9 protein-coding genes and 1 pseudogene are annotated in these 23,134 nt (G+C 69.4%); 3 read left to right on the top strand and 7 right to left on the bottom strand.

The annotated features are described in order from the left end of the window. Positions 1-630 precede the first annotated feature (630 nt). Together ctaD and JNW89_RS05350 are read right to left on the bottom strand one after the other, a co-directional pair. The gene (ctaD, locus tag JNW89_RS05355; protein ID WP_238447944.1) at positions 631-2,385 is read right to left on the bottom strand and encodes a cytochrome c oxidase subunit I; all 1,755 of its coding nucleotides are present in this window, start codon (positions 2,383-2,385) and stop codon (positions 631-633) included. A 130-nt stretch (positions 2,386-2,515) separates the two neighbouring features. Continuing rightward, positions 2,516-3,622 carry an FAD-dependent monooxygenase gene (locus tag JNW89_RS05350; RefSeq protein WP_238447946.1) on the bottom strand — a complete coding sequence of 369 codons (1,107 nt, stop codon included), beginning with the start codon at positions 3,620-3,622 and terminating at the stop codon, positions 2,516-2,518. A 410-nt stretch (positions 3,623-4,032) separates the two neighbouring features. On the opposite strand from JNW89_RS05350, the gene JNW89_RS05345 reads away from it, so the two are divergent. After that, positions 4,033-5,163 carry a cellulose binding domain-containing protein gene (locus JNW89_RS05345; protein ID WP_238447943.1) on the top strand — a complete coding sequence of 377 codons (1,131 nt, stop codon included), beginning with the start codon at positions 4,033-4,035 and terminating at the stop codon, positions 5,161-5,163. Positions 5,164-5,360: 197 nt separating this feature from the next. Here JNW89_RS05345 and JNW89_RS38565 read toward each other — a convergent pair whose 3' ends face one another. From JNW89_RS38565 to JNW89_RS05325, 5 genes and pseudogenes are all read right to left on the bottom strand, one after another. After that, positions 5,361-5,681, bottom strand: a complete 321-nt coding sequence (locus JNW89_RS38565) for an Imm53 family immunity protein (RefSeq protein WP_375155053.1) — start codon at positions 5,679-5,681, stop codon at positions 5,361-5,363. 266 nt (positions 5,682-5,947) lie between these two features. Beyond that, positions 5,948-12,441, bottom strand: a pseudogene (locus JNW89_RS05340) (polymorphic toxin-type HINT domain-containing protein); the annotation flags it as partial. A 75-nt stretch (positions 12,442-12,516) separates the two neighbouring features. After that, on the bottom strand, positions 12,517-16,074 hold the full coding sequence (locus JNW89_RS05335) for a LamG-like jellyroll fold domain-containing protein (RefSeq protein ID WP_238447945.1): 3,558 nt from the start codon (positions 16,072-16,074) through the stop codon (positions 12,517-12,519). A 92-nt stretch (positions 16,075-16,166) separates the two neighbouring features. Continuing rightward, positions 16,167-19,310 carry a hypothetical protein gene (locus JNW89_RS05330; RefSeq protein WP_238447942.1) on the bottom strand — a complete coding sequence of 1,048 codons (3,144 nt, stop codon included), beginning with the start codon at positions 19,308-19,310 and terminating at the stop codon, positions 16,167-16,169. 714 nt (positions 19,311-20,024) lie between these two features. Beyond that, positions 20,025-20,813 carry an aldo/keto reductase gene (locus JNW89_RS05325; protein ID WP_238447941.1) on the bottom strand — a complete coding sequence of 263 codons (789 nt, stop codon included), beginning with the start codon at positions 20,811-20,813 and terminating at the stop codon, positions 20,025-20,027. Positions 20,814-20,898: 85 nt separating this feature from the next. On the opposite strand from JNW89_RS05325, the gene JNW89_RS05320 reads away from it, so the two are divergent. Further along, on the top strand, positions 20,899-21,945 hold the full coding sequence (locus tag JNW89_RS05320) for a DNA polymerase ligase N-terminal domain-containing protein (protein ID WP_238447940.1): 1,047 nt from the start codon (positions 20,899-20,901) through the stop codon (positions 21,943-21,945). Between the two features lie 14 nt (positions 21,946-21,959). After that, positions 21,960-23,134, top strand: a 1,175-nt coding sequence (locus tag JNW89_RS05315; protein ID WP_238447939.1) for a threonine synthase, incomplete at its 3' end; no start/stop codon positions are given.

Genomic DNA, 23,134 nt, shown 5'->3' with positions numbered 1-23,134 from the left:
CGGGGCGTCGGGGGTGGGGTCGGGCGTGTCGCGGTGGCCCCCCGGGTCGGCGTGTCGCGGCGGTCGGACACATACCCGATGAGCGATATGCCTGAGAGGCATATTTATGCCTCTCAGGCATATCGCTCATGAGCGCATCCGCCTCCCGGCGGGCGTGACGGTCGGCGATCCACCGATTGAGCGATATGCCTGAGAGGCATATTTATGCCTCTCAGGCATATCGCTCATGAGCGCATCCGCCTCCCGGCGGGCGTGACGGTCGGCGATCCACCGATATCGCCGTGGCCAGCGCGCCGGGGTCGAGCGGACGAGCTGTTCGCGCCGCGCGGCCAGCGCGCCAGGTGAGCCCGGCCCGGAAACCGAGGCGGACGCCGCCGCCCACAGCGGACCGGCCAGACCGAGGGCCACCCGGAACCGGATTGGCCAAACCGAGCGCCACCCAAGCCGGACCGGCCAACCGAGCGCCACCCAGACCGGAAGGCCACAGCCGACGCCGATCCGAGCCAGAACGGCAACCGGGCGCCGCCCAGACCGGAACGCGACGACCGACGCCGGCGCGAGCCGGAACGGCGACGGGCGCCGTACCCCTGGTGGGGTGCGGCGCCCGTCGTCGGTGTCGCGTGCGGCGCGTCAGCGGTCGACGTTGCTCGCGGTGTCCTCGCGGTAGCTGGCGCCACCGTCGGACTCGCTGGTGAGCGGCTTGGAGCCACCCTCCGGCGGACCGGCCAGGCTGTGGCCGGCGGCCAGCTCCGGGAACTTGTGGTCGAAGGCCGGCCGCTCGGAGCGGATCCGCGGCATCCGGTCGAAGTTGCGCAGGGGCGGCGGGGAGCTGGTCGCCCACTCCAGCGAGTTGCCGTGGCCCCACGGGTCCTCGACCTCGACCACCGGGCCGGTCTTGTACGACTTCCAGCAGTTCCAGATGAACGGCAGGGTCGAGATACCGGTCATGAACGCGCCGATCGTGGAGATCGTGTTCAGCGTGGTGAAGCCGTCGCCGGGCAGGTAGTCGGCGTACCGGCGCGGCATGCCCTCGGCGCCGAGCCAGTGCTGCACCAGGAAGGTGGTGTGGAAGCCGATCATGGTCAGCCAGAAGTGGATCTTACCGAGCCGCTCGTCGAGCATCCGGCCGAACATCTTCGGGAACCAGAAGTAGATGCCGCCGAAGACGGCGAACACGATCGTGCCGAAGAGCACGTAGTGGAAGTGCGCCACCACGAAGTACGAGTCGGAGACGTGGAAGTCGAGCGGCGGGGCGGCCAGCAGCACGCCGGTGAGGCCACCGAAGAGGAACGTCACCAGGAAGCCGACCGCCCAGAGCATCGGCGTCTCGAAACTGATCTGGCCCCGCCACATGGTGCCGATCCAGTTGAAGAACTTCATACCGGTCGGCACGGCGATCAGGTAGCTCAGGAAGCTGAAGAACGGCAGCAGCACCTGACCGGTGACGAACATGTGGTGCGCCCAGACGCTCATCGACAGCGCGGCGATGGCGATGGTCGCGGCGACCAGACCCTTGTAGCCGAAGATCGGCTTCCGGGAGAAGACCGGGATGATCTCGCTGATGATGCCGAAGAACGGCAGCGCGATGATGTACACCTCGGGGTGACCGAAGAACCAGAAGAGGTGCTGCCAGAGCATCGGCCCGCCGGTGGCGGGGTCGTACACGTGGGCGCCGATCAGCCGGTCCGCGGCGAGCGCGAAGAGCGCGGCAGCCAGCAGCGGGAAGACCAGGATCGCCAGCAGGCTCGTGACCAGCAGGTTCCAGGTGAAGATCGGCATCCGGAACATGGTCATGCCCGGGGCGCGCAGGGTCAGGATCGTGGTGATCATGTTGACCGCGCCGAGGATCGTGCCCAGACCGGAGATCGCCAGCCCGACCACCCACATGTTGGCGCCCACGCCCGGCGAGTGCTCCATGGTGCTCAGCGGCGTGTACGCCGTCCAGCCGAAGTCGGCCGCCCCACCCGGGGCGATGAAGCCGGCGGTGGCCATGGTGCCGCCGAAGAGGTACAGCCAGTAGGCGAAGGCGTTCAGTCGGGGGAACGACACGTCGGGCGCGCCGATCTGCAGCGGCACCACATAGTTGCCGAACGCGAACACGATCGGCGTCGCGAAGAAGAGCAACATGATCGTGCCGTGCATCGTGAACAGCTGGTTGAACTGCTCGGGCGACAGGAACTGCATGCCCGGCCGCGCCAGCTCGGCACGCATGATCAGGGCCATCAGGCCACCGACCATGAAGAACGCGAACGCGGTGACCATGTACATGATCCCGATCTGCTTCGCGTCCGTGGTGCGCAGCAGCCGCGCGATGGCCGACCCCTTGACCGGCTCTCGGACCGGCCATGGCCGGGTCACGACCGGCTTGGGTGCGACGGTGGTCACGAATGGCCTCCGGTTCTCGGTTGTCCCGCTCGGCACGCGCATGTCATCTGCGAGCCGTCATCCGCAAGGAGGATAGTCCCCGGCAGGTGGGTACGCCGCTGGGGGTGGTGCGGCAGGATGGACGGCCGCTCTACAGCGGGTCCACGAGCAGCCGGTAGTGCTCGCGGAAGATCCGACCACCGCGCCCGCGCAGCAGCGGGTCGCGCAGCGCCGGCGGCACGTCCCGGGTCCGGTTGCGGTCCCGGGTCCGGTCCCGCACCCATCGGGTACGGGGACGGCGGCGACTCTCGTACGCCACCAGCGCCGCCTCGACGCTGCCGGCCGCGGTCAGCGACTCGGCGAGCACCACCGCGTCCTCCAGCGCCATCGCCGCGCCCTGACTCAGCGTCGGCGCGGTGGCGTGCGCGGCGTCGCCGACGAGCAGCACCCGCCCGTGGTGCCAGCGGCCCAGCTCGACCTCGTCGGTGAGCCCCACCTGGACGTCGTGCAGCGCGTCGAGCACGGCGGGCACCGGTCCGCCGTACTCCCCGAAGAGCTCGCGCAGCCGCGCGCCCGGATCGGCCGGGGCGACCGTGCCGGCCTCGTCGGCGTAGCAGTACAGCCGGCCCGCGCCGATCGGCACCACCAGGAAGCCGGCGCGCTGCCCGAGCAGGGCCGTCCAGTCGGTGACCTCCGGACCGTCGCGCACCACGCCCCGGTAGACCACCTGACCGGCGGGGCGGGGCGGCCCGCCGAGGGCGGCCAGGGAACGTACCGCCGAACGGGGTCCGTCGGCACCGATCACCAGGTCGTACTCGCCGCCGGTGCCGTCGGTGAAGGTGACCCCGACGCCGGCCGGCAGCAGCTCGACGGCGCTGACCTCGGCGCCGTGCCGCACCGCGCCGCCGGCGCCGCTGAGCAGCACCTGGTAGAGGTCGCGCCGGAGGAGCGCCCGGCACTCGCCGACGCCGGACCAGAGCGCGTCGAGATCAACCTCACAGAGCGGTTCGCCCGCCGCGTCCAGGAAGCGCTGGCGGTGGATCACCTGGCCGAGCCGGCGGACCGGGCCGTCCAGGTCGAGCCGACGCAGCGCGCGGTCGGCATTGCCGGGGAGATAGAGACCAGTCTCGACCAGCTCGTTCGGGGGCAGCTTCTCGGTGACGTCCGGCCGGAAACCCGCCATCCGCAAGGCCCGGGCGACGGCCAGACCGGCGATGCCCGCGCCGACGACAAGGATGCGCAGGGGGGAGCCACCCATGGTGGTGTACGCCTCCGGAGGGGGGATCGGCACGCGTTGGAGGCAAGACACTACTCCGCGCGATTGACCCACGGTAGGCCTGATCGGCCCTGGCGCGCACGACCCTCGGACCCGCATCGCCATTCGCGTAAACGATTCACGTCGCCGCCCGGCCGACCCACCATCCCCCGGTACGCCGACGCCTTCCACTCCCCCGACTGAGCTGCGGCTTCGCCCGTCTGCGAGGGCGCGACGCGGAAGCACCGTGGAAGTTCCGCTGGGTCGCCCCTTGCCGTCCGGTCGGGTTCGGAAAGCCGGTCCGGTTGCACTCTTGTTGCAGACATGTAAATGTGTCGAATGAATGTGGGAGCGCTCCCGCGCCCATCCCCCGTCCGGTCCGGCGCCCCCACGCCGGCATCCCGAGGAGCATGATGAAACGTCCACTCCGCGCCATCGCCGCCGCCGGCCTGCTGGCCGCCGGATCGCTGGTCGCCGTCGCGCTCGGCGGCACGGCCTCAGCCGACACCCAGATCTGCGAGCAGTTCGGCTCCACCGTGATCCAGAACCGGTACGTCGTGCAGAACAACCGCTGGGGCACCACCGCCCAGCAGTGCATCAACGTCACCAGCACCGGCTTCGAGATCACCACCCAGAACGGCAGCAACCCCACCAACGGCGCCCCCACCGCGTACCCGTCGGTCTTCTTCGGCTGCCACTACACCAACTGCTCCCCCGGTACCAACCTGCCGATCCAGGTCAGCCAGATCAGCAGCGCCACCAGCAGCATCACCTACAAGTACGTCAGCGGAGCCATCTACAACGCCTCGTACGACATCTGGCTCGACCCCACGCCGAAGAAGGACGGGGTGAACCAGATGGAGATCATGATCTGGCTCAACCGCCAGGGCTCGATCCAGCCGATCGGCTCGCCGGTCGGGACCACCACCCTGGCCGGCCGGACCTGGGAGGTCTGGCGGGGCAGCAACGGCTCCAACAACGTCATCTCGTACGTCGCACCGTCGCCGATCACGAGCATGAACTTCAGCGTCCTCGACTTCATCAACGACGTGAAGAACCGCGGCGCGATCACCAGCAGCTGGTACCTGACCAGCATCCAGGCCGGGTTCGAGCCGTGGCAGGGCGGCGCGGGGCTCGGAGTGACCTCCTTCTCGGCCAGCGTCAACGGCGGCGGCTCCACTCCCCCGCCGTCGTCGCCCCCGCCGACCACTCCTCCGCCGACCGGTAGCGGGTGCACGGTGAAATACACGCCGAACGCGTGGAACAACGGGTTCACGGCCGACGTGACGATCACCAACACGGGGTCCGGGACGATCAACGGGTGGAATCTGACATACAACCTGCCCTCGGGGCAGCAGGTCACCAGCGCGTGGAACGCGACCGTGACGCAGAGCGGGTCCGCGATCACCGCGAAGAACGTCAGCTACAACGGCACCCTGTCGCCGGGGGCCTCGACCAACTTCGGCTACCAGGCGACGCTGAGCGGGGCGTTCTCCGCCCCGAGCAGTTTCGTCCTAAACGGGGTCACCTGCACCAAGGCCTGATCCCAGGCGTACGAGCAAGGGGCGTGACCTGGATGGTCACGCCCCTGGCTCGTGTCGTGATCCGAGCACCGCGGTCGGAGGGAAGGGTGGCCGTCACACGGTCCAGGCGGGCGGCCTCGACAAGACCGAGGCCGCAGCGGGAGGCTCGCTGCTCACTTCAGTAGCGAGCCTCCCGCTCTCAGGCTTCCGAATCGCCTCTATCGGCCGCCTTCTTCGGACACCATCGGGCCTTGCTCCTCGACGAAGGCGCGGAACTGTCGTAGCACCACATCCAACGAAAGGGGGTCACAGGCCCCGTGGAAGCAGTCGCCGTCGGACCAGACCCAGGCCCATCGCCCTGCGTCCGGCGTCAATTTCTGCCGACTCAGCAGCCGCCCTTCCACGTCCGTGTCAACTAGATCCACCTCGACACTCCAGCCTGGGTTGTCCGTGGACTCGACTCGAATCCCGTACTCGTGCTCCCAGTCCTCGTCACAGTTCCGCTTGAACCACGACTGAAGGAAGGTTAGATCGGACATGACGCTCCGCTTCCAGGAATCTCCCACGGTTGCGCGGGCCGCGCATCGCCCCCGTTAGGGCTGTTGATGTGAGGTGTAGGAACTTTAGTTCCGTCCGCGTTGGTGTGAGCCGGGCCCTGAAGGTCGAAGCGCTCGACCATCTCCCAGGGCGCAGGATTGTTCGGGTTGGTTTGCGGACGCCACGTCGCCCACTTCTTCACCTGACCAGTCGTACCGTCGCGAACGAACGTGGTGTGCTCCCCGACGGCATCGTAGTCAGGCCTCAAGCCCTTTCCGCGGACGTTGTGGACCAGGACAGACACACCATCGACACTCACGAAATACGTGTGGGCCTTCTCCACGGTGAGGTCATGCATCCGCCGTCCGCCGCTGTAGGACGTGACGTGCTCGACCCGGACCAACGACTTGTCGATCGTCAGCAGTCGCTCGCCCTGCTTGAGGTTGCCAGCATCCACCCACCGCTGCCTGTCCATACTCCAAAAGGGATGATGGGAGGTGGTGTGGATCAGTTTCTGACCACCGCTCGTTCCCACCAGGGTCAGGTCCGTCAAGTCGACGTCGAAGTTGATGTATGTAGCGACGACGTCTCGCGCCGCAGCCTCGCCCGTCTCGGGATCGACGGCCACCACACGGTCACCGGTTTGAACTTCCTCGATGGGACGCAGCGAGCCATCGGCTAGGAGGACCAGCGTGCCGGGGGCAAAGCTGTGGCATGCCTTCGACGCCTTGAAGAAGTCCTTGACCCCGTCGATGAGCTTGCCGAGCAGGTTCTTCACCCGGACGCCGAGCTCGTAGCCCTTCTTCCACTTCCAGGGCGCGCCGTATTTGGTGGCGAGCTTGCCCAGCATGCCGCCCACGAAGGAGCTGGCGATCGTGATCGCCGTGCTGACACAGCCACCGACATCACCCTTGGTAAAGCAGTTCAAGGCGTCGGTGATGCCCAGCTCGTCCATCGCGATCTTGGCGAGTTCCTTGCCCGCCTCGAGGAGGATGGCCTTCGCCTTGGCGATGCGCGCCTGCCGGGCCCGCTCCGCAGCCGCGGCCGGGTCAGGGCCACCACCGTTCTTGACGCGCGGGTGGTTCTCGGCCGGCGCGTGCGGGTCGTACGCACCCGAGCAGCCGTGGCAACCGTCGTTGTGCCCGGGCACGTCGTGGTAGTTGCCGTACATGTCCTCGTAGTCGGCGCCCGGACCACAGGCGTCGTCCGAGCAGGCCCGCAGGCCGTCCGGGTCGGAGAACGAGATCGGGTTGTTGTTGGCGTAGGCGTACCCGTGCATCTGCTGCGGGTCGTTGACGTCGATCACCGGGTCGATCGAGATGAACCGGCCGAGCACCGGGTCGTACTCGCGGGCGCCGATGTTCACCAGGCCGGTGCTGCTGTCCTGGTTGCCGTTGACGAAGCCCTTCTCGGTGGGCCACTGCCCCGGTCCGGGTGGCGTACCGCGGGACTCCCCGTAGGGCGTGGTCCGCCGGCTGACGATCGCTCCCGCCTCGTCGACGACCGCCTGGCCGGTGCCGTGGTGGTCCGGCGCGACGTAGTGGACGCCATTGAGCTTGCGGACGATGCTGCCGCCACCCGGGACCGGGTAGTAGCGGGTGCCGTCCGTGGAGCGGGTGGTGGTGTTGAGCCGGATCTCCATGCCCGGCAGGTAGAGCGTCGTCGTGCCGGGCTCGTTGCGGAGGATCCGGGAGCCGTCGACGTCGTAGACGAAGGAGGTCGTCTTGCTGTTGGCGGTGACCGACTCGAGGTTGCCCTCGGCGTCCCAGACCAGGGTCTGGTCCTCGCCGACCTTCGTGCGCTTGGTGGTGTTGCCGGCGCTGTCGTACTCGTAGGTGTAGAGCCGGTCCCCGGACGGGGTCTTCTCGGTCAGCTTGTTGACGGTGTGCGGCCTGGCCTGGCCGGGCAGCGGGGTCTCGTAGCTGCGCTCCAGCAGCGAGGTGCCGTCCGCGGCGTACTGGGTCTCGGTCTTGCGGTTGCCCGTCGCGTCAAAGGTGTAGAAGTGGTGGTACGGGGCCACCCCGCCCAACCCGGTGACGCTGGGGCCGCCGGCGCAGGGGTCGGTGGCCGTGCTCCCCGACGTCCAAGCCCGCTCCATCCGGCGCAGGTAGTCGTAGGTGAAGCACTGCACGTCCCGGGTGCCGGTGGGCGTGTCCGTGATCCGGGTGATGTTGCCCGCGGGGTCGTAGCTGTACCGGGCGTCGATGTCGATCACCGGAGCGCCGGCGCGGTCGAGCCGGACCCGGCTCAGCCGCTTCGACGCCCGCTCGTACTCGTACGTCGACCAGGTCTTCTTCGTGCCGAGCTGCACCTCGGACTGGAGCACCTCACCGGTCGCCGCGTACGAGACGTCGGTGACGTACGGCACGTCGCTGGCGGTGCTCTTCAGCCGCTCCAACGAGTCGTAGGTGTAGGCGATCGACTCGAACGGCAGGCCGCCGCCCTCCGACATGCCGATCGACTGCACCGTGCCGTCGAAGTTGAACTCCGTGCCGAAGCCGTACAGGCCGGCGATCTCGGTGCCCGCCTGCTCCGGCACCTGGTAATACGTCTCGTGTGGACGATAGAACTCGTCGTAGGCGCCGTAGTAGGTGACGTACTCACCCCCGTCGGCGGTGTAACGGGTGGTGGAGGAAAGCTGCCCCAGCATTTCCAGGTCGTACTGCCAGGCGCTGAGCAACTGGCCCGTATTGGGGTCCTTGCCCTTGTACGTGGCGGTCTTGCGGCCGATCGCGTCGTAGCGGTAGCTGACCGAGGCACCGACGCCGTTGGTGATGACCGTCGGCCGGTCCTGGTCGTCGTAGGAGTAGTACGAGTGCCCAGCGTCCGGGTCGATCGACTCCGTCTTGCGGCCCCGCTGGTCGTACCGGTTCTCCCACTGGTTGCCGAGCGAGTCCTTCACCGTCGCGAGCTGGCCGGAAGGGGTGTACGTGTACTCGGTCTTGTCGTACGTCCCGGTAGGGCTGTTGCCCTTGTACTGGAACAGCTGGGTGGTCTGCCCGAGCGCGTTGGTGACGGTGGTGCGCGGCGTCTCGCCGTCCGGCGGGTCGACCGAAACCCGGTCACCGCCGTAGGTGGTGGTGGTGCGCCACTTCTCGGTGATGCCGTCCAGGAAGATCTTGGCCGTCACCCGATCGGCGCCGTCGTACACGAACGCCGTCTGGCCGGTCATATCAGCCGGCACAGCCGGGTAGATCACGTCAGTCGGCGCACCCGCCACCTGGTACGTGTCATACGTCCGATCGATCTGACCGGTCGGGGTGTAAAAGGTGTCGGCGATCATCCGGGTGCCGTTCGGACCCTCGGTCTGCACCTGCCGGGGCCGGAGCAGGCTGTCGTATAGCTGGTACTCGACGCTGTACGAGCCGTCGTTCTGCCGCTTCTCGGTCTTGACCGCCGCCGGCTTGTCGGTGCGGATCAGGTAGGTGTACTTGGTGTTCGGGGTCAGGCCGCTGACGCCGGTGCGGTCCGGCATCCAGACCTTGGACAGCCGGCCCAGCGGGTCGTACTCCAGGACGCTCTTCATCCCGTTGGGGTCGACCTGCTGCACCGGGCTGCCCCAGGCGGGGGCGTAATTGGTGACCGTCTCGTAGCCGAGCGGGCTCTTCTCGGTGACCTGCGTGGTCAGGCCATTGGTGTCGACGTAGCTGGTGGTGGTGACCGAGCCGACGGCGTCGGTCGCCGTCAGCGGTCGCCCGTAGCCGTCGAAGGTGCCCTCCGCCACCCGGGCGTAGGTCGCCGTGGTGCCGTCGTGCTTGGCCAGCCGCTCCGTCCGGGTCGCGTTGCCGGTGACCTTCGCCTTGCCCAGCGCCTGCGCGTCGTAGAAGGTGCGGTCGTCGGTGAGGACCTGGGTGGCCCGGTTCGGGGCCGCGGAGCACCTCACCGACACCGACTCGACCTCGGCGACCAGGTCCTTGACGTAGACCGGCTTGTTGTCGCCGTAGGTCGTCACGTCGGTGACGTAGGTCGTCCGGGTGCACGCCTCGTCACCGGTGACGTCGACGTCGCCCTCGTTCTCGGTCCGGGTAGCGAGACCGGAGGTGGTGTCGAAGGTCGTGCTGGTCTTCGTCTGCCGCCAGCCGCCGGCCGCCAGCGCGGTGTAGCCCCGCGTGCTGGCGGTGTTGACGAAGTACGACCCGCTGGTGCCCCAGGTGTGGGTCTCGCTGCCGGTGTTGTACCGCCACGGCGTCTTGATCGTCTTGCTGATCTCGGTGGCACCGTCGAACGTCTTGCTCTCGTACTCGAAGCCGGAGAGCTCGTCGTAGTCGGTGTAGGTGCCGCCGGTCGAGTCGGTCACGGTGACCGACCGGGGGTTGGTGCTGTCCGGGTCGTCGTCCCCGTGCATGCCGCGCAGGTAGCGGTACTCGGTCTTGGTGGTCTGCGTCTGGCCGTCGCCCTTGGTGACCTGGACCCGGCCATAGCCGCGCCAGTCGCTCCAGGTGAGATCCTTGGGGTCACCGAGCCCGTCCGGCTTCGCCTTCCGCCAGGCGGCACCGTCTAGGTAGTCGTACTTGGTGACCATGTCCGGCGAGCGGGCGGTGCGGTCGGTCTCCACCACGGCGCCGACCACGTACTTGTGGAACCAGTCGGTGATCTGGTCACCGCTGCCCAGCGGGTTCCACTTCACCGGGTAGCAGCGACGGGTGCTCCTGCCCTCGGTAGGAAGGGTGCTCTCTGTGCAGTCCGGTTCGGCGTAGTTGACGTCCACCTGCCCGCCGGTGTCGGTGTAGACCGTCGCCAGGCGGAAGCGGATCAGCGGTGCGATGAAATCGCCGGTCCGGTCGATCCGGTTGGGCAACTGGAGGCCGGCGAGTTCCACGCTCGGCATGGCGGCGCTGCCGCCGACCAGGCCGGTGTGGGTGATCTTGTTGAGCCAGAGCGTGCGGCTGCCGTCACCGTTGTCGGTGAGCAGGTGGTCGAGCTTCCAGGTGTCGACCCCGGTCCAGCCGCTGACACCGCGGATCTCCGTGGTGATGCCGACCAGGCGCTTCCGGGTCCAGAAGGTCGGGGTGATCTGGTCGGTCTTGCACTTGGTGTCCTTGGCGCAGTTGCGGTCCCACGGGACGTCCGGCCAGTACGGCGCGGTGGTGGTGTTCAGATCCTGCGGGTCGCAGTCGATGGTGCCGGTGGGCAGGCAGCGCTCCACGGTGTCGAAACGCACCCGGGCCGGGGCGTTGGTGGAGTAGACTTGGCCGTCCTTCTGGCCGTAGTCGATCCGCTTCAGCCAGCCGGCGCGGTGGTACTCGACCCCGTTGAGGTCGGTGCGGTTGCCGCGGGCGTACCAGTTGCTCTCCCGCCCGTAGAAGTAGGACGTGACGTTGCCGTGGCGGTCCTTGACGTAGTCGAGGCTCCACCGCCACGCCTGGTTGCAGTAGGAGTCGGCGAACGCCGTCTTGTTGCACGGCTCGTTGACGTCGTCGCCGTAGACCGGGACGGTCCACGTCGATCCGGTCTCCTCCTTGCCGGTGACCCACCCGGGCAGGCGGTTGAGGCCGAAGTAGTACTCCGTGCCGCCGGTGGTGGTGACCCGCCAGTACTCGCCGTCATTGTCGTCGTTGCTGGTGCCCGCGAGCTTCTCGACCTTCGAACCGTCGTCTGAGCCGAACTTCCAGCCACTGGCGGTCTTGATCAGCTCGGTCGACTTGCCGTTCAGCAGGATGGTGGCGTTCTCGTACGCCCAGCACTGGTCGGCGACCTCGCTGTGGCCGTCGTCGGCGCAGGCCTTGTAGCGGCGCTCGATGTGCCCCGGCTCATAGCTGAAGCCCTCACCGATCCAGGAACCCTGGTTGTTGGTGGTCGAGGTGCGGCCGTCGACCGACTGCGAGGAGTAGGCCAGCGTGATGCCCGGTCCTCCGCCACCGGGCACCGGGGGCGTCCGGAGCGGGTACGACCAGGAGAAGCCGCCGGTGGAGGGGGCCACCGACCACTCCGAGGAGGGAGCGAGCTTGGTCGCGGAGTAGTCGCCCTGGGAGGACGAGTCGCCGGCGGTCAGCGCGTAGAGGCTGCCGGTGCTCGCCGTGGCGGTCACCTCGGCCGAGACGCTGTGGCTCTCGCCGTCGTTGACCGTCGGCAGCGGCTGGGCGGCGCAGTCCCTGCGCTCAGGGGTGCGCAGGGCGCACTCGGGCAGCCGGGACAGCCGTAGCCGGCTGCCGAAGTCGCCGCCGAAGGCACCGACCAGCCCCTCGTACCCGACGGAGAGTCGCACGTCGCCAGGGGCGGGCTGCCCGTCGGTGCGGGCGACCCGTACGACCGGCCCGTCGACCTTGGCCCGCTGGGCGTCCCGTGGTCCAGCACCTCGACTCGGACCTTGCCGAGCGGTGCGGCTGGGGCGGCCCTTCTCTCGGTGCCGGAAGCGCCGCCCACGGTGCCGGGAGTGGGCGCCGCAGCGACCGACACGGTGAGCCCGCCCGCCTTGGCGGTGCGTGCGGTGCCCGGCGCGAGGGTCCGGGCGTCACCCGAGGCGGGGGCTGGCACGGCGATCTCGGCGGCACCGGCGGCGGGCCAGTCGACCCGTGACGGCTTGGTGGTCGCCGCCGCCTCGGCGGCGTCCGGCTTCCTCGGCTTGACGGGCAGGGGGTCCCGCTTGGGCAGGACCTTGTTGGAGTCGGCGGTCTTGGGGCGGCTGCCGCCCTGGGCGGCAGCGGCGGGCATCTCGACGGCCTGAATGAAGGTCAGGCTCATCACGCCGGCCATCGCCCAGGACACGGGTCGCTTGATCCGGCGTTGCAGCACGCCGGAGGCGACCAGTTGTCGGGAGAACATCAACCCTCCACGGGTGGTCGGGAAAGCGGAAGGAGCCGTCGCGCCTTTGGGAAGGCGGCCCGACGGCCGGTGGGATCAGAGGTCCGACTGTTCCTTGACGGTGAGGTTCAACCGCTGGAGTAGGTTCTTCTCGGCGACGCCGTTGTAGACGCGGACGTCGTCGATGGCTCCGGAGAGGGGCTCCCGGAACTGGTCGCCGATGAAGGCCCGGCCCAGTTGCAGCCCACCGGTGGCGTTGAACGGCTCGGTGAGCTGGAGCGAGCTGATCACCGTGGCGTTCACGTAGAGCAGGAACTCGTGCGTGTAGCCGTTGTAGACCAGCGCGACGAGGTCGCCCTTGGTGATGGTCTTCGGCGCGGTGTCCTCGGCCGGGGCCAACTGGACGGCTGCGTCCGGCGTGTCGGCCCCCGGCACGGCTAGCTCGTACAGGCCGTCGTTGTTGCACCGGACGATGATCGAGCTGTTGTGCACGCCCTTCTGGGAGAAGAGCGTCATGGGGGTGCCCTTGCAGCTACTGGTGAGCTTGACCCGGGCGGTGACGGTGAAGCTGCTCGTCATGTTGGCGTTGAGCGTGGTGCTCGCGTAGCTGGTCGACTTGGCGAGCAGCTTCAGGTGACCCGAGCCCAGCATCGGGGCGGTGGGCGGGAAGGTGCTCTTGTAGATCGACGCCTCCGGCCCGAGGACCATCGCCGGCTTGGTGCCGAACTCCGGGCTGTCCGTGCCCGAGGCGCTGTTCAGCTGCCAGTACGCCGCCCGGTCGAGGGCCGTCTGCTTCAGCCCGTTGGCCTCGGAGGAGAGGATCGGCCGGTCGAAGAGCGCCACGTCGGCCAGCTCACCGATCCAGCTGTCCGCGTAGCCACCCTTGACCATGCGCCGACCGAACTGGACGGCCCCCCGCGACTTGGTCTGCGACCGCCGGTCGGCGGTGTACAGGTTGCTCCCGTTCACCAGGAGGGAGATCTTCTTGGTGGACTCGTCGTACGAGGCGGTGAGGTGGGTCCACGCCGTGGTGACCGGGGTCGGGGTGGCGCCGGTCGAGAAGACCCGCCACTCACCCAGCGAGATCACGTCGTTGGCCGGGATCCGGAACACCCAGTGGCCGCCGTCCGTGCCGAGGCTGAACCCGGGTTCGCCCGTGCCGTCCTGGCTCACGATGGTCTGCCGCCGGGCCGGATCCGAGGTGCGGACCCAGGCGGTCACCGTGAAGCTGCGCGAGGTGTCCAGGACCTGGGTGTCGGTGGTCTTCAGGTAGCCGTTGCCGGTGCCGTCCAGCGCCACGGCCGTGTCGAACTGACCACCGGGACCCGGTACGCCGAAGGTGACACCGCTGCCGGGCACGGCGTCGTGGCCCTCCAGCGAATCCTCCGCCTTCTTCGACCCGGCCACCTCTGAATAGGACCACTGGGCCACCGGCGGACGCTTGCCGACCCGGAACGTGCAGGAGGCGATGGAGCTGCCCAGGCCGGCCTTGTCGACCGCCATGACGTTGAGCGTCCAGGGACCTTCCTTGGTCGGCGTCCACTGGATGGTGGACGGTCCGCCGGCCGTCGCCGGCTTGATGCTGTTGACGGACGACGGGTTGGTGTTGAAGCCCCACCGGTACTCGACCACGTCGGTGGCGGCGGAGTCGAAGGTAAAGCTGGTCACCAGGCCGAGCTTCTCGTGCCAGTCCGCGTCGGTCGCGCAGTCGGGCGAGCCCTTGTCGTCCGCGTCGTCGGGCAGGAAGTCCGGCGAGTCGACGTCCGGCGGGGCGGGTTTGGTCGCGTCGTAGATGAACTGACAGGGGTTACGGGTGCCGTCGGAACTCCACGGCCCCCAACTGGTGTTGTCCGACGCGCGGACGTCCCAGGAGACGACGACGTTCTGCGGGATGTCCGCGGGCGCGGTGAGCGTGAAGATCGACCCGCTGGCCTTCAGCAACGTCGTCGGGTACGACCGCACGGTGTCGGCCGTGGCCCCGGGAGCGCGCCAGGTCAACCGCCACTCGGCCTTGAGCTGCTCGGTGTGGGCCGAGGAGTGGTCCGGGTCGCGGAGCACGGCGGACAGCTTCGGGATCTTCCACACGTACGGGGCGCCGGAGCCGTAGACGCAGGCACCACCCGGGTCCGAGCTGAGTTCCGACAGGGCCGGGATCAGCGGGGCGCGGTTGTACTTCACCGAGAGCACGGCGTTGTCGCAGAAGCGCTTGCTGTGCTGGTAGTTGCCCTCGTTCTCCGCCTTGAGGCCGAGGGTCACGTTGCTCCAGCCGTTCGCCGCCGCCAACTGCACGGCTTCCTTGGCGTTCCAGGCGGCGTTCTGGTTATTGGAGGTGCAGGTCGACTGCGTGCTGGAGGGCGCCTTGGTGTCCAGCCAGTTGGCGCCGGTGCTCCAGCTCGACCCGCCCGGCTGGTTGCTCCAGTTCGTCGAGGAGTTGATCGTCTTCGGCAGCAGGTAGAGCTGCGCGTCCTGCGGGGTCGAGTTCCAGGCGTGCTGCATGGTGACCCGGAACTCGGCGCTCAGGATCGTCTTGCCCGAGTATGGAGTGGAGAGGGTGTAGATGACCCGCTTGACCTTGGAGCTGTTGCACAGCTCCGGGCAGAGCCCGATCCGCTCGTGCCGCTTGCCGTCGAACTTCCAGTACTCCTCGTTGGGATAGCCGCTGTCCACCATGGCCCACGAGCTGTTGGTCGTGGCCTGCCAGACCGGGTCCAGGTAGACCGGCCAGTTGGTGTCCGGGTCGGCGAGCATGGCGGCGTCCGGAGTGAGGGTCAGCGCACCGTTGGCGTAGCTCAGATCCATCGGCGCGACCGTCGAGCTGTCCTCCGGGCCACGCGCCGTCTCCAGGTCGGTCTCGCCGGCGACCGTGGCGTCGGTCGTCGACTCCGCGGCCAGCGTGCCGGGGGTCGTCTTCTGTGCGCTGGCCGTCGTGGTGGCGCCCCCGTCACCGCCCGGGGTGCCGTTGTCCCACATGGTCGGCTGGTCGGCCTCCAGCACCGGGTTCCCGGTGGCCGGGTCCAGCGCGACGACACCACCCTCGGCCGTCTCCTGGATGGTCAGGTTCTCCCCGGTGACGCCAAGCTTGAGCCCCTGCAGCTCTGGCGTGCTCGCCGCCTCGGGGGTCTTCAGGACGATCACGTGGGAGAAGCCCTCGACCGTCATGTTGACCACGAGGTCGACGTCCTTGAAGACCTCCGGGTAGACGGCCTGGTCGCCGTTGAGCACCGGCGCCGGCAGGGTGTACGGCCAGGTGAGGGTCATCACCTGGTCGTCCTTGCGGACCACCAGCAGCGGGTTCGTCCCACCGGTGGAGATCCGCATGTCGATGAGCGCGGCCCTGGGGGTGATGGTCCCGTCGACGTTCTGCGCCAGCGTGGCGTCGGTGGGGACCCAGGCGTCACCCTGGACCACCCGCACCGGCTGGTTGTGCTCGTTGGCGATCAGGTTGCCGTCCGGCTGCGCGAAGACGTCCCGGTACTCGGTGCGGAAGGCGAGCACCTCGACCGGCTGGCCGAGCGATTCGGCGGCCAGTAGGGCCTCCGCCTCGGTCTCCCGGACCGGGTTCTCCTCCACCGCCGCCACCGGCGCGGTGGCCGGTGACCGGTCCGCGTTGTCGGCGTAGACCGTGGTGGAGAGCAGGCCGGCGAGGCCCACCATGAGGCCCAGCGTGAAGAGCCGGCCCCGCTTTCTCGAACGACGGGCCACCCTCAGGTCCTCCCCCGTTGAACTGTACGAATCTGTGCGGTCCATCAGCCGATCGCCTCCCCGAACGTGCTGGTGCTGGCCGGGAAGCCGTTCACACCGGGCAGCCAGGTCTCGGTGGGCGCCGCCGACCCGCCGGCCAGGCTCGACCACGCGAAGCCGTAGACGGCGTCGCTGCCGTACGGCGTGGCGACCAGCAGCCGCTGCGAGGTGGCGGCCAGCGAAGTGCCCAGGAGCTCCCGCGCCCGGGTGCTGCCCGGCAGGCTCGCGCCGGTGCGCTCAATCGTGACCGGGGTGGCGATCGGGTCGGCCGACGCGGGAAAGACCCGCACCAGCCCGGCGTCCTGGGTGCCGTCGACTTCCCCACCCGGGACACCGATCGCGACGAACATGGTGGGGTCGCCGTACTCTTCCGCCGGCGGCACGCGCGTCACCAAGACCTTCTCCCCGGCGTAGTCCCCCTCCTCGGGGGCGTAACTGATCGTCGGCAGCTCGGTGAAGGTATTTTCGACGGTGGTCACCTGGAAGCGGTGCACGAGCCCGGCGTCCGTCTTCGCGCTGCCGGAGACCGTGAGGTCCTCACCTGGCACGCCGACGACCAGCACGGACTTCGTGGTCCAGAGGTCCGGCGTGATTGAGATCGACTTGCCGAAGTTGTCGTTAGCCTCCGACACGTCGGAGACGGCCGTACCGGCCTGGTTCACCGCATCCTGAGTCAGCGCGGCGGCGAGCGTGGGCAGGCCGTTGGTCAGTGTGTTGCTGAAGACACTGACGGCTCCGGCGAACGCCTCGTTGACGATTGCCTCGCCCGGCGAGCTGACCGCCCAGTGGTACTTGGAGGCGGCGACAGCGTAGCCGGTGCGGTCATCGATTTCGGCCGACCCCGGGATGCCGCCGGGGATGCCGGTGCCACTGCCCTGGCTCATCGCCACGTTCCGGTTTCCACGGATGTAGTGCACGATTCCGGTCACCGCACCGGTGGTAAGGCTTTCGCCAGGTACGCCGATGACCAGGTAGGGCTCACCGCTGGCGGTCCGGCTGCCGGCTACCGCGTAGCCGAACCAGTCATTCGGCTCGGCGGTGTCCGGTGCGTCAGTGACGTCCTGGTGATAGACCAGCGCGGCCGGCCCCTGGGCGAGCCCTGTCGGGGATCCGAGCAGCACGTAGACCGCACCGGCGTCGGACTGGCTGCTGACGTCCTGGTTCGGTACACCGACCGCGAGGTCGGTGCAGCCATCGTTGTTGGCGTCGTACGCGGTAATCGACTGGCCGAATTTGTCGCCCGCCTCGGGAGCGCCGGGAACCTTGGCCGTACCCTCCTGGAGAGTGTGCACCGTAGTGCCGCCACCGTAGGTCACGTGGACCTGACCAGCTCGGACGAGGCCATTGACGGCCGCTTCGGGATCGGCGATCGCTATGTCGGTGGCTCCGTCGCCGTTGAAGTCGCTGTCGGTCCCGCCGGTGCAGCCGGTGACCGGTGCGACGGTCGTGTAGACCTGCATTTCACAGAACGGCGATGTGTCAGTGACGATGCCGTCCGTCAGCCTGACCCGCCAGCCGTAGATGCCACCGTCGACGAAGGCGCCGGCCGGGACGGTGGTCGCGGCGGTCGCGCCGGAGGCCACGCTGCTGTAGACAGCCGAGCCGATGGGCACGCCGGCGTCCATCGCCCACCATTCGAAAGTGACCGTCATCGCGGTGCCGTCACCGTCGGAGACAGTGGCCTTGAGCTGCGGCGTCAGCGTGTTGACCGCCGGCCGGCCGGAGCCGGTGACACAGCTGGTGGTCGGGACGGTGGACCGGGCGGTGACGGTCGGCCAGGAGTTGTAGGTGACCGTCGCCTTCGGGTCCTCGGCGGCGTTGGCGCCCTCGCGGGACCGGAACTGCTTGAAGCCGGCGGTCACCGTCTCGTCGGTGGCCCGTACGCCCATGCCGGCCCGGGTCTTGTTCGCGGTGGCGGCCTTCTGGAAGAAGGTCTTGCCGTCGATGTTGGCCCAGGCGTCGGCGCTGGTGCAGCCCGAGCCGCCACCAGCGGTGGCGGTGGACCGGGCGTCGGGACCGACGGTGTCCCACGCGGGCTGGTTGGTGAACGTCGTGGTGTAGGTCGACGGGGCGGTGGTCCAGATCTCCCACGAGGTCGCGGTGCAGGTGTGCGACCAGAAGTTCCAGAACGAGACCGTCGCCGAGTTGATCTGCTTACCGGCCAGGACCGTGGTGTCCCAGGTGAGGAACGACCGGGTGAGGGTGGCGGGGGTGGTGGCCAGCAGCCCGATCTGGAGGTCGGCCTCCTGGTTCTGGTCGGTGGTCACCGTCTGCCGGACGTACGTGTCGAACGTCGTGCCGAGCGGGTTGACCGTCGGGTCGATGGTCACCGGGTACGCGGTGGCCGGGTCGCGCAGCCAGGCGCGGTCCGGGGCCAGGGTCAGCTCGACGGCGTCGCCGCGCTTCGCCAGCTCGGCGCGGACGGACTTCTCCACCGCGGGCGCACCGGTGATGTTCTTCTTCGCGTCCCACATCAGCGGGGCGGGGATGCGGGCGGTCTGCTTGCCGGCCCGGTCGGTGATCGCGATCGAGCCGTCCGCTCCGCGGCTCGATCCGGCGACACCCGGTCCGGTGAACGGGAAGGTGACCGACTCGACCTGGGCGGCGGCGGCGCGGGTCTTCACGACCAGGAACTGCTCGAAGCCCGTTCGGGTCGCCTCGACGACGAGGTCCACGCCGGGGCGGGCGTCCACGTAGGTCGCCCGGTTGCCGTGCAGGACCGGCGCGGGCAGCGCGCCCGACCAGCCCATCGCCACCCGGTCCGCCCCGGTGCCGACCGCGGCCAACTCGTGCTGGCCGGCGCCGGCCGGGCCCGAGATCCGCAGGTCGTTGGGGTGCGCCACGGGGGCGACGGACCCGTCCGCCGCCGCCTTGAGGGTGAGGTCCACGGGGATCCAGTCACCGCCCCGGCGGAACCGCTGCATGCCCGTGGCGATGTCCGCCCGGAACTGTCCGTCCGGTAGCGCGAAGACCTCCGTCGTCTCCGACGTGAGGCTCTTGACCTGCACCGGCTTGCCGGTCTCGCGGGCGGTCCGCAGGGACACCGCCTCGTCGGACCTGTTTTCCACGCCACCCGTCACGCCATCCGGGCCGGCGGCGAGGTACGCCGCCGGTTCTCCCGAAATGCCGAACAATGCGACCGCCGTCATCACCGCAACGCCTGCCGCAAGACATGAACGGACGGTGGCAGTCTTCCGACGTGCCACGAATCCTCCCCCGTGAGTGTCCAGTTGTGTGTGCACCGGGACTGTAGGGAGCGCGGAGCACGCTGCACAAGCATGGTCACGAACTGTGAGGATGAAGGTGGCGATCCGGACTTATCGCCGACTCCCGTCACTGAACGGAGTCCTGGCTGTTCGTAGGGCTTCAGCCCGGACGTGTCGGCCGGCCACCAACAGGACCGACCTCAACGCGGAAAGGAGTCAATGGAATGCAGTCATGTCAATGCGAAAGGCGAGGAATGCAATTCCACCCAGCACACGTCGAGGGGCGCGCCTCGGGCACAGGAAATACCGCGAGCACAACAAGGCTGAGATGCGCCGCGCCGAGATCCGACCCCGGAGACCGCCATCGCCACGGGAGTCGCCTCGGCGCCCTCAGCAACACCCGGCAAGTCGGGCAGTTGTGTCGAGCCGGGTCGGTACGGAAAACCCCGTCACCGCCCCGTCGACACTCCCCCGAACCGTCCATCGATGCAGGTGAGCGGCCCGCCGGGAGCGACTCACCACCGAATTCGTACACCAGTACGAATGAATGCGCAGCCGTTCATCTGAACGATTCGGCGACCTCGACCGAATCGGCGGGGCATTCCACTCTTCGACACCTGGCGGGAGCACAACCAGAGTGGTAAAGGCGCTGGTCGGTCAGCCGCCGAGCGCGTCGATGTCGCGCATCTCCTCGGCCGTCAGGGAGAAATCGAAGATATCGGCGTTGGCCCTGATCCGCTCCGGCGTGACCGACTTGGGGATGACCACGATCTCGTGGTCGATGTGCCAGCGCAGCACCACCTGGGCAGGCGACACGCCGTGCGCGGCGGCGATGCGGGTCAGCACCGGATCGGAGAGGTCGCTGGTCTTGAAGGGGCTGTAGCCCTCCAGCACGACGCCCCGGTCGCGGTGCGCGACGTGGCGCTGCCGGTCGTACAGCGACGGACTCCAGCGGATCTGGTTGACCGCCGGGGTCTCCTCGGTGGCCTGGATCAGCTCGTCGATCTGAGCGGTGCTGTAGTTGCTCACCCCGACCGCCCGGGTCAGGTTCTCGTCCCGGGCCGCCAGCAACTCCCGCCACACCGGGATGCTGTCGGCCGGCGAGGACGGCGGCCAGTGGATCAGCCAGAGGTCGACGTGATCGATGTCGAGCGCGCGCAGACTGGCCTCGATGGTCTCCCGCTCCCGCCCCACCCGGTCCGGCGGCAGCTTGGTGGTGATGAAGATGTCCTCGCGGCGCAGCCCGCTCTCCTTGATCGCCCGGCCGACCTCCTCCTCGTTGCCGTACATGGTGGCGGTGTCGATGTGCCGGTAGCCGGCGTCGAGGGCGGCCAGCACGGCGTCGTAACCGGCCTGGCCGGTGGCCTGCCAGGTGCCGAAGCCGAGCAGCGGCATCCGGACGTCGCCGGGGAGCAGGGCGCTGGGCTGGTCGAGGTGCTGGTCCATACCGCCGTTCTACCCGTGATCGCCGGTGACATGCCCCGGAACCGGGCAACCGGCGGAGCCGGGCGGTTTGCCGGAGAATGCCGGTGTGGCGGACCGTCTGGAGGAGTATCGGCGCAAGCGGGACGCGGCACGTACCCCGGAACCGGTGCCGCCGGAGCGGCCGCGCCGGCGGCGGAAGGCCGGCGAGGCCCGGTTCGTGATCCAGCAGCACCACGCCCGCGCGCTGCACTGGGACCTGCGGCTGGAGCACGACGGGGTGCTCGCCTCCTGGGCGGTGCCGCGCGGCCTGCCCCGCGACACCGGGCGCAACCACCTGGCCGTGCACACCGAGGACCACCCGATGGAGTACCTCGACTTCCACGGCGAGATCCCGGCCGGCGAGTACGGCGGCGGGACGATGACCGTGCACGACCGGGGCACCTACCAGTGCGAGAAGTGGCGCGACGACGAGGTGATCGTGGTGCTGCACGGCGCGCGCACCAGCGGCCGCTACGTCCTCTTCGCCACCGGCGGCCGCGACGGGCGGGACTGGATGGTCCGCCGCACCGACCCGCCCCCGCCCGGCTGGACGAGCATGCCGGAGCTGGTCCGCCCGATGCACCCCACCCCGTCGGGCCGGTTGCCCGGCGACAGCTCCCAGTGGGGTTACGAGCTGCGCTGGGACGGCGTACGGGCGATGGCGTACGTCTCCGGCGGCCGGCTGCGGCTGCTGTCGGAGACCGACGAGGACGTCACCGGCGGGTACCCCTGGCTGCGGGACATGGCCGAGGCGCTGGCCCCGACGGAGGCCGTGCTGGACGGCGTCCTGGTCCGGATCGATCCCGCCGGCCGGGTCCGTCCGGCCCGGACGGGTCGGGCCGGCCCCGACGCGCAGTTCCTGCTCTTCGATCTGCTCTGGCTGGAGGGCGTGACCAGCCTCGACGTGCCGTACGCGCAGCGCCGGGAGCTGCTCGACGGTCTGGCGCTGGCCGGGCCGCACTGGCAGACTCCGCCGTGGTTCCCCGGCGCCGGCGCCGAGGCGCTGGACACGGCCCGCGGGCAGGGGCTGCCCGGGGTGGTGGCCAAGCGGCTGGACTCGATCTACGAGCCGGGCCGCCGCAGCCGCCGCTGGCTCAGCATCGAGGCAGGCTGACGGCGAGGAGCATCGTGTACCTGACCCACCTGGAGTGCCCGCGCTGCGGACGGGAGCACGACGCCGACCGACCGGCCAACCTGTGTGGGTGCGGCTCGCCGCTGCTGGCCCGCTACGACCTCGCGGCCGTGGCCGAGGCGGTGACGCCGGAGCGGTTCGGCCTGCGCCCGGCCGACCTGTGGCGCTACCGCGAGGTGCTGCCGGTGGCCGACGAGCGGCACGTCACCACGTTGGGCGAGGGCTGGACGCCGCTGTTGCGCGCGCCGTCGTACGGGGCGGAGATCGGCATCCCGGACCTGATCGTCAAGGACGAGGGGCTGACGCCGACCGGGTCGTTCAAGGCGCGCGGCGCGGCGGTGGGGGTGAGCCGGGCCCGGGAGCTGGGCGTCGAGCGGATCGCCATGCCGACCAACGGCAACGCCGGGGCGGCCTGGGCCACATACGCGGCCCGGGCCGGCCTGGGCGCGACCATCGCCATGCCGCTGGACGCGCCGACCATCTGCCGGCGGGAGTGCCTGGCCGCGGGCGCGGACCTGCGCCTGGTGGACGGGCTGATCAGCGACGCCGGCCGGTGGGTGACGAAGCTGGTCGCCGACTCCGGCGGGACGGTCTTCGACGCGGGCACGCTGCGCGAGCCGTACCGGCTGGAGGGCAAGAAGACCATGGGGTACGAGATCGTCGAGCAGCTCGGCTGGCAGGTGCCCGACGTGATCATCTATCCGACCGGCGGCGGGGTCGGGTTGATCGGCATCCACAAGGCCATGCACGAGCTGCGTGAGCTGGGCTGGGTGGAGGACAAGCTCCCCCGCCTGGTCGCGGTGCAGTCCACCGGGTGCGCCCCGGTGGTGCGGGCGTTCGCCGCCGGACAGGACCGGGCGGAGCCCTGGGCGGACGCGCACACCGTCGCCTTCGGCATCACCGTCCCCGCGCCGCTGGGCGACGAGCTGATCCTGGCCGCGCTGCGGGAGAGCAGCGGCACGGCGCTCGCCGTCGACGACGCGGAGATCCTGGCCGACCTGCGAAACTTCGCCCGCCGGGAGGGGCTGCTGCTCTGCCCGGAGGGGGCGGCCTGCCTCTCCGCCGCCCGGCACCTGCGCGCCGGCGGCTGGATCCGGGCCGGGGAGCGGGTGGTGGTGCTGAACACCGGGGCGGGGCTGAAGTATCCGGAGACGGTGGACGTCTCCGGCGT

Source organism: Micromonospora sp. 4G55 (assembly GCF_016803375.1).
This window is presented reverse-complemented; position numbering and strand designations above follow the sequence as displayed.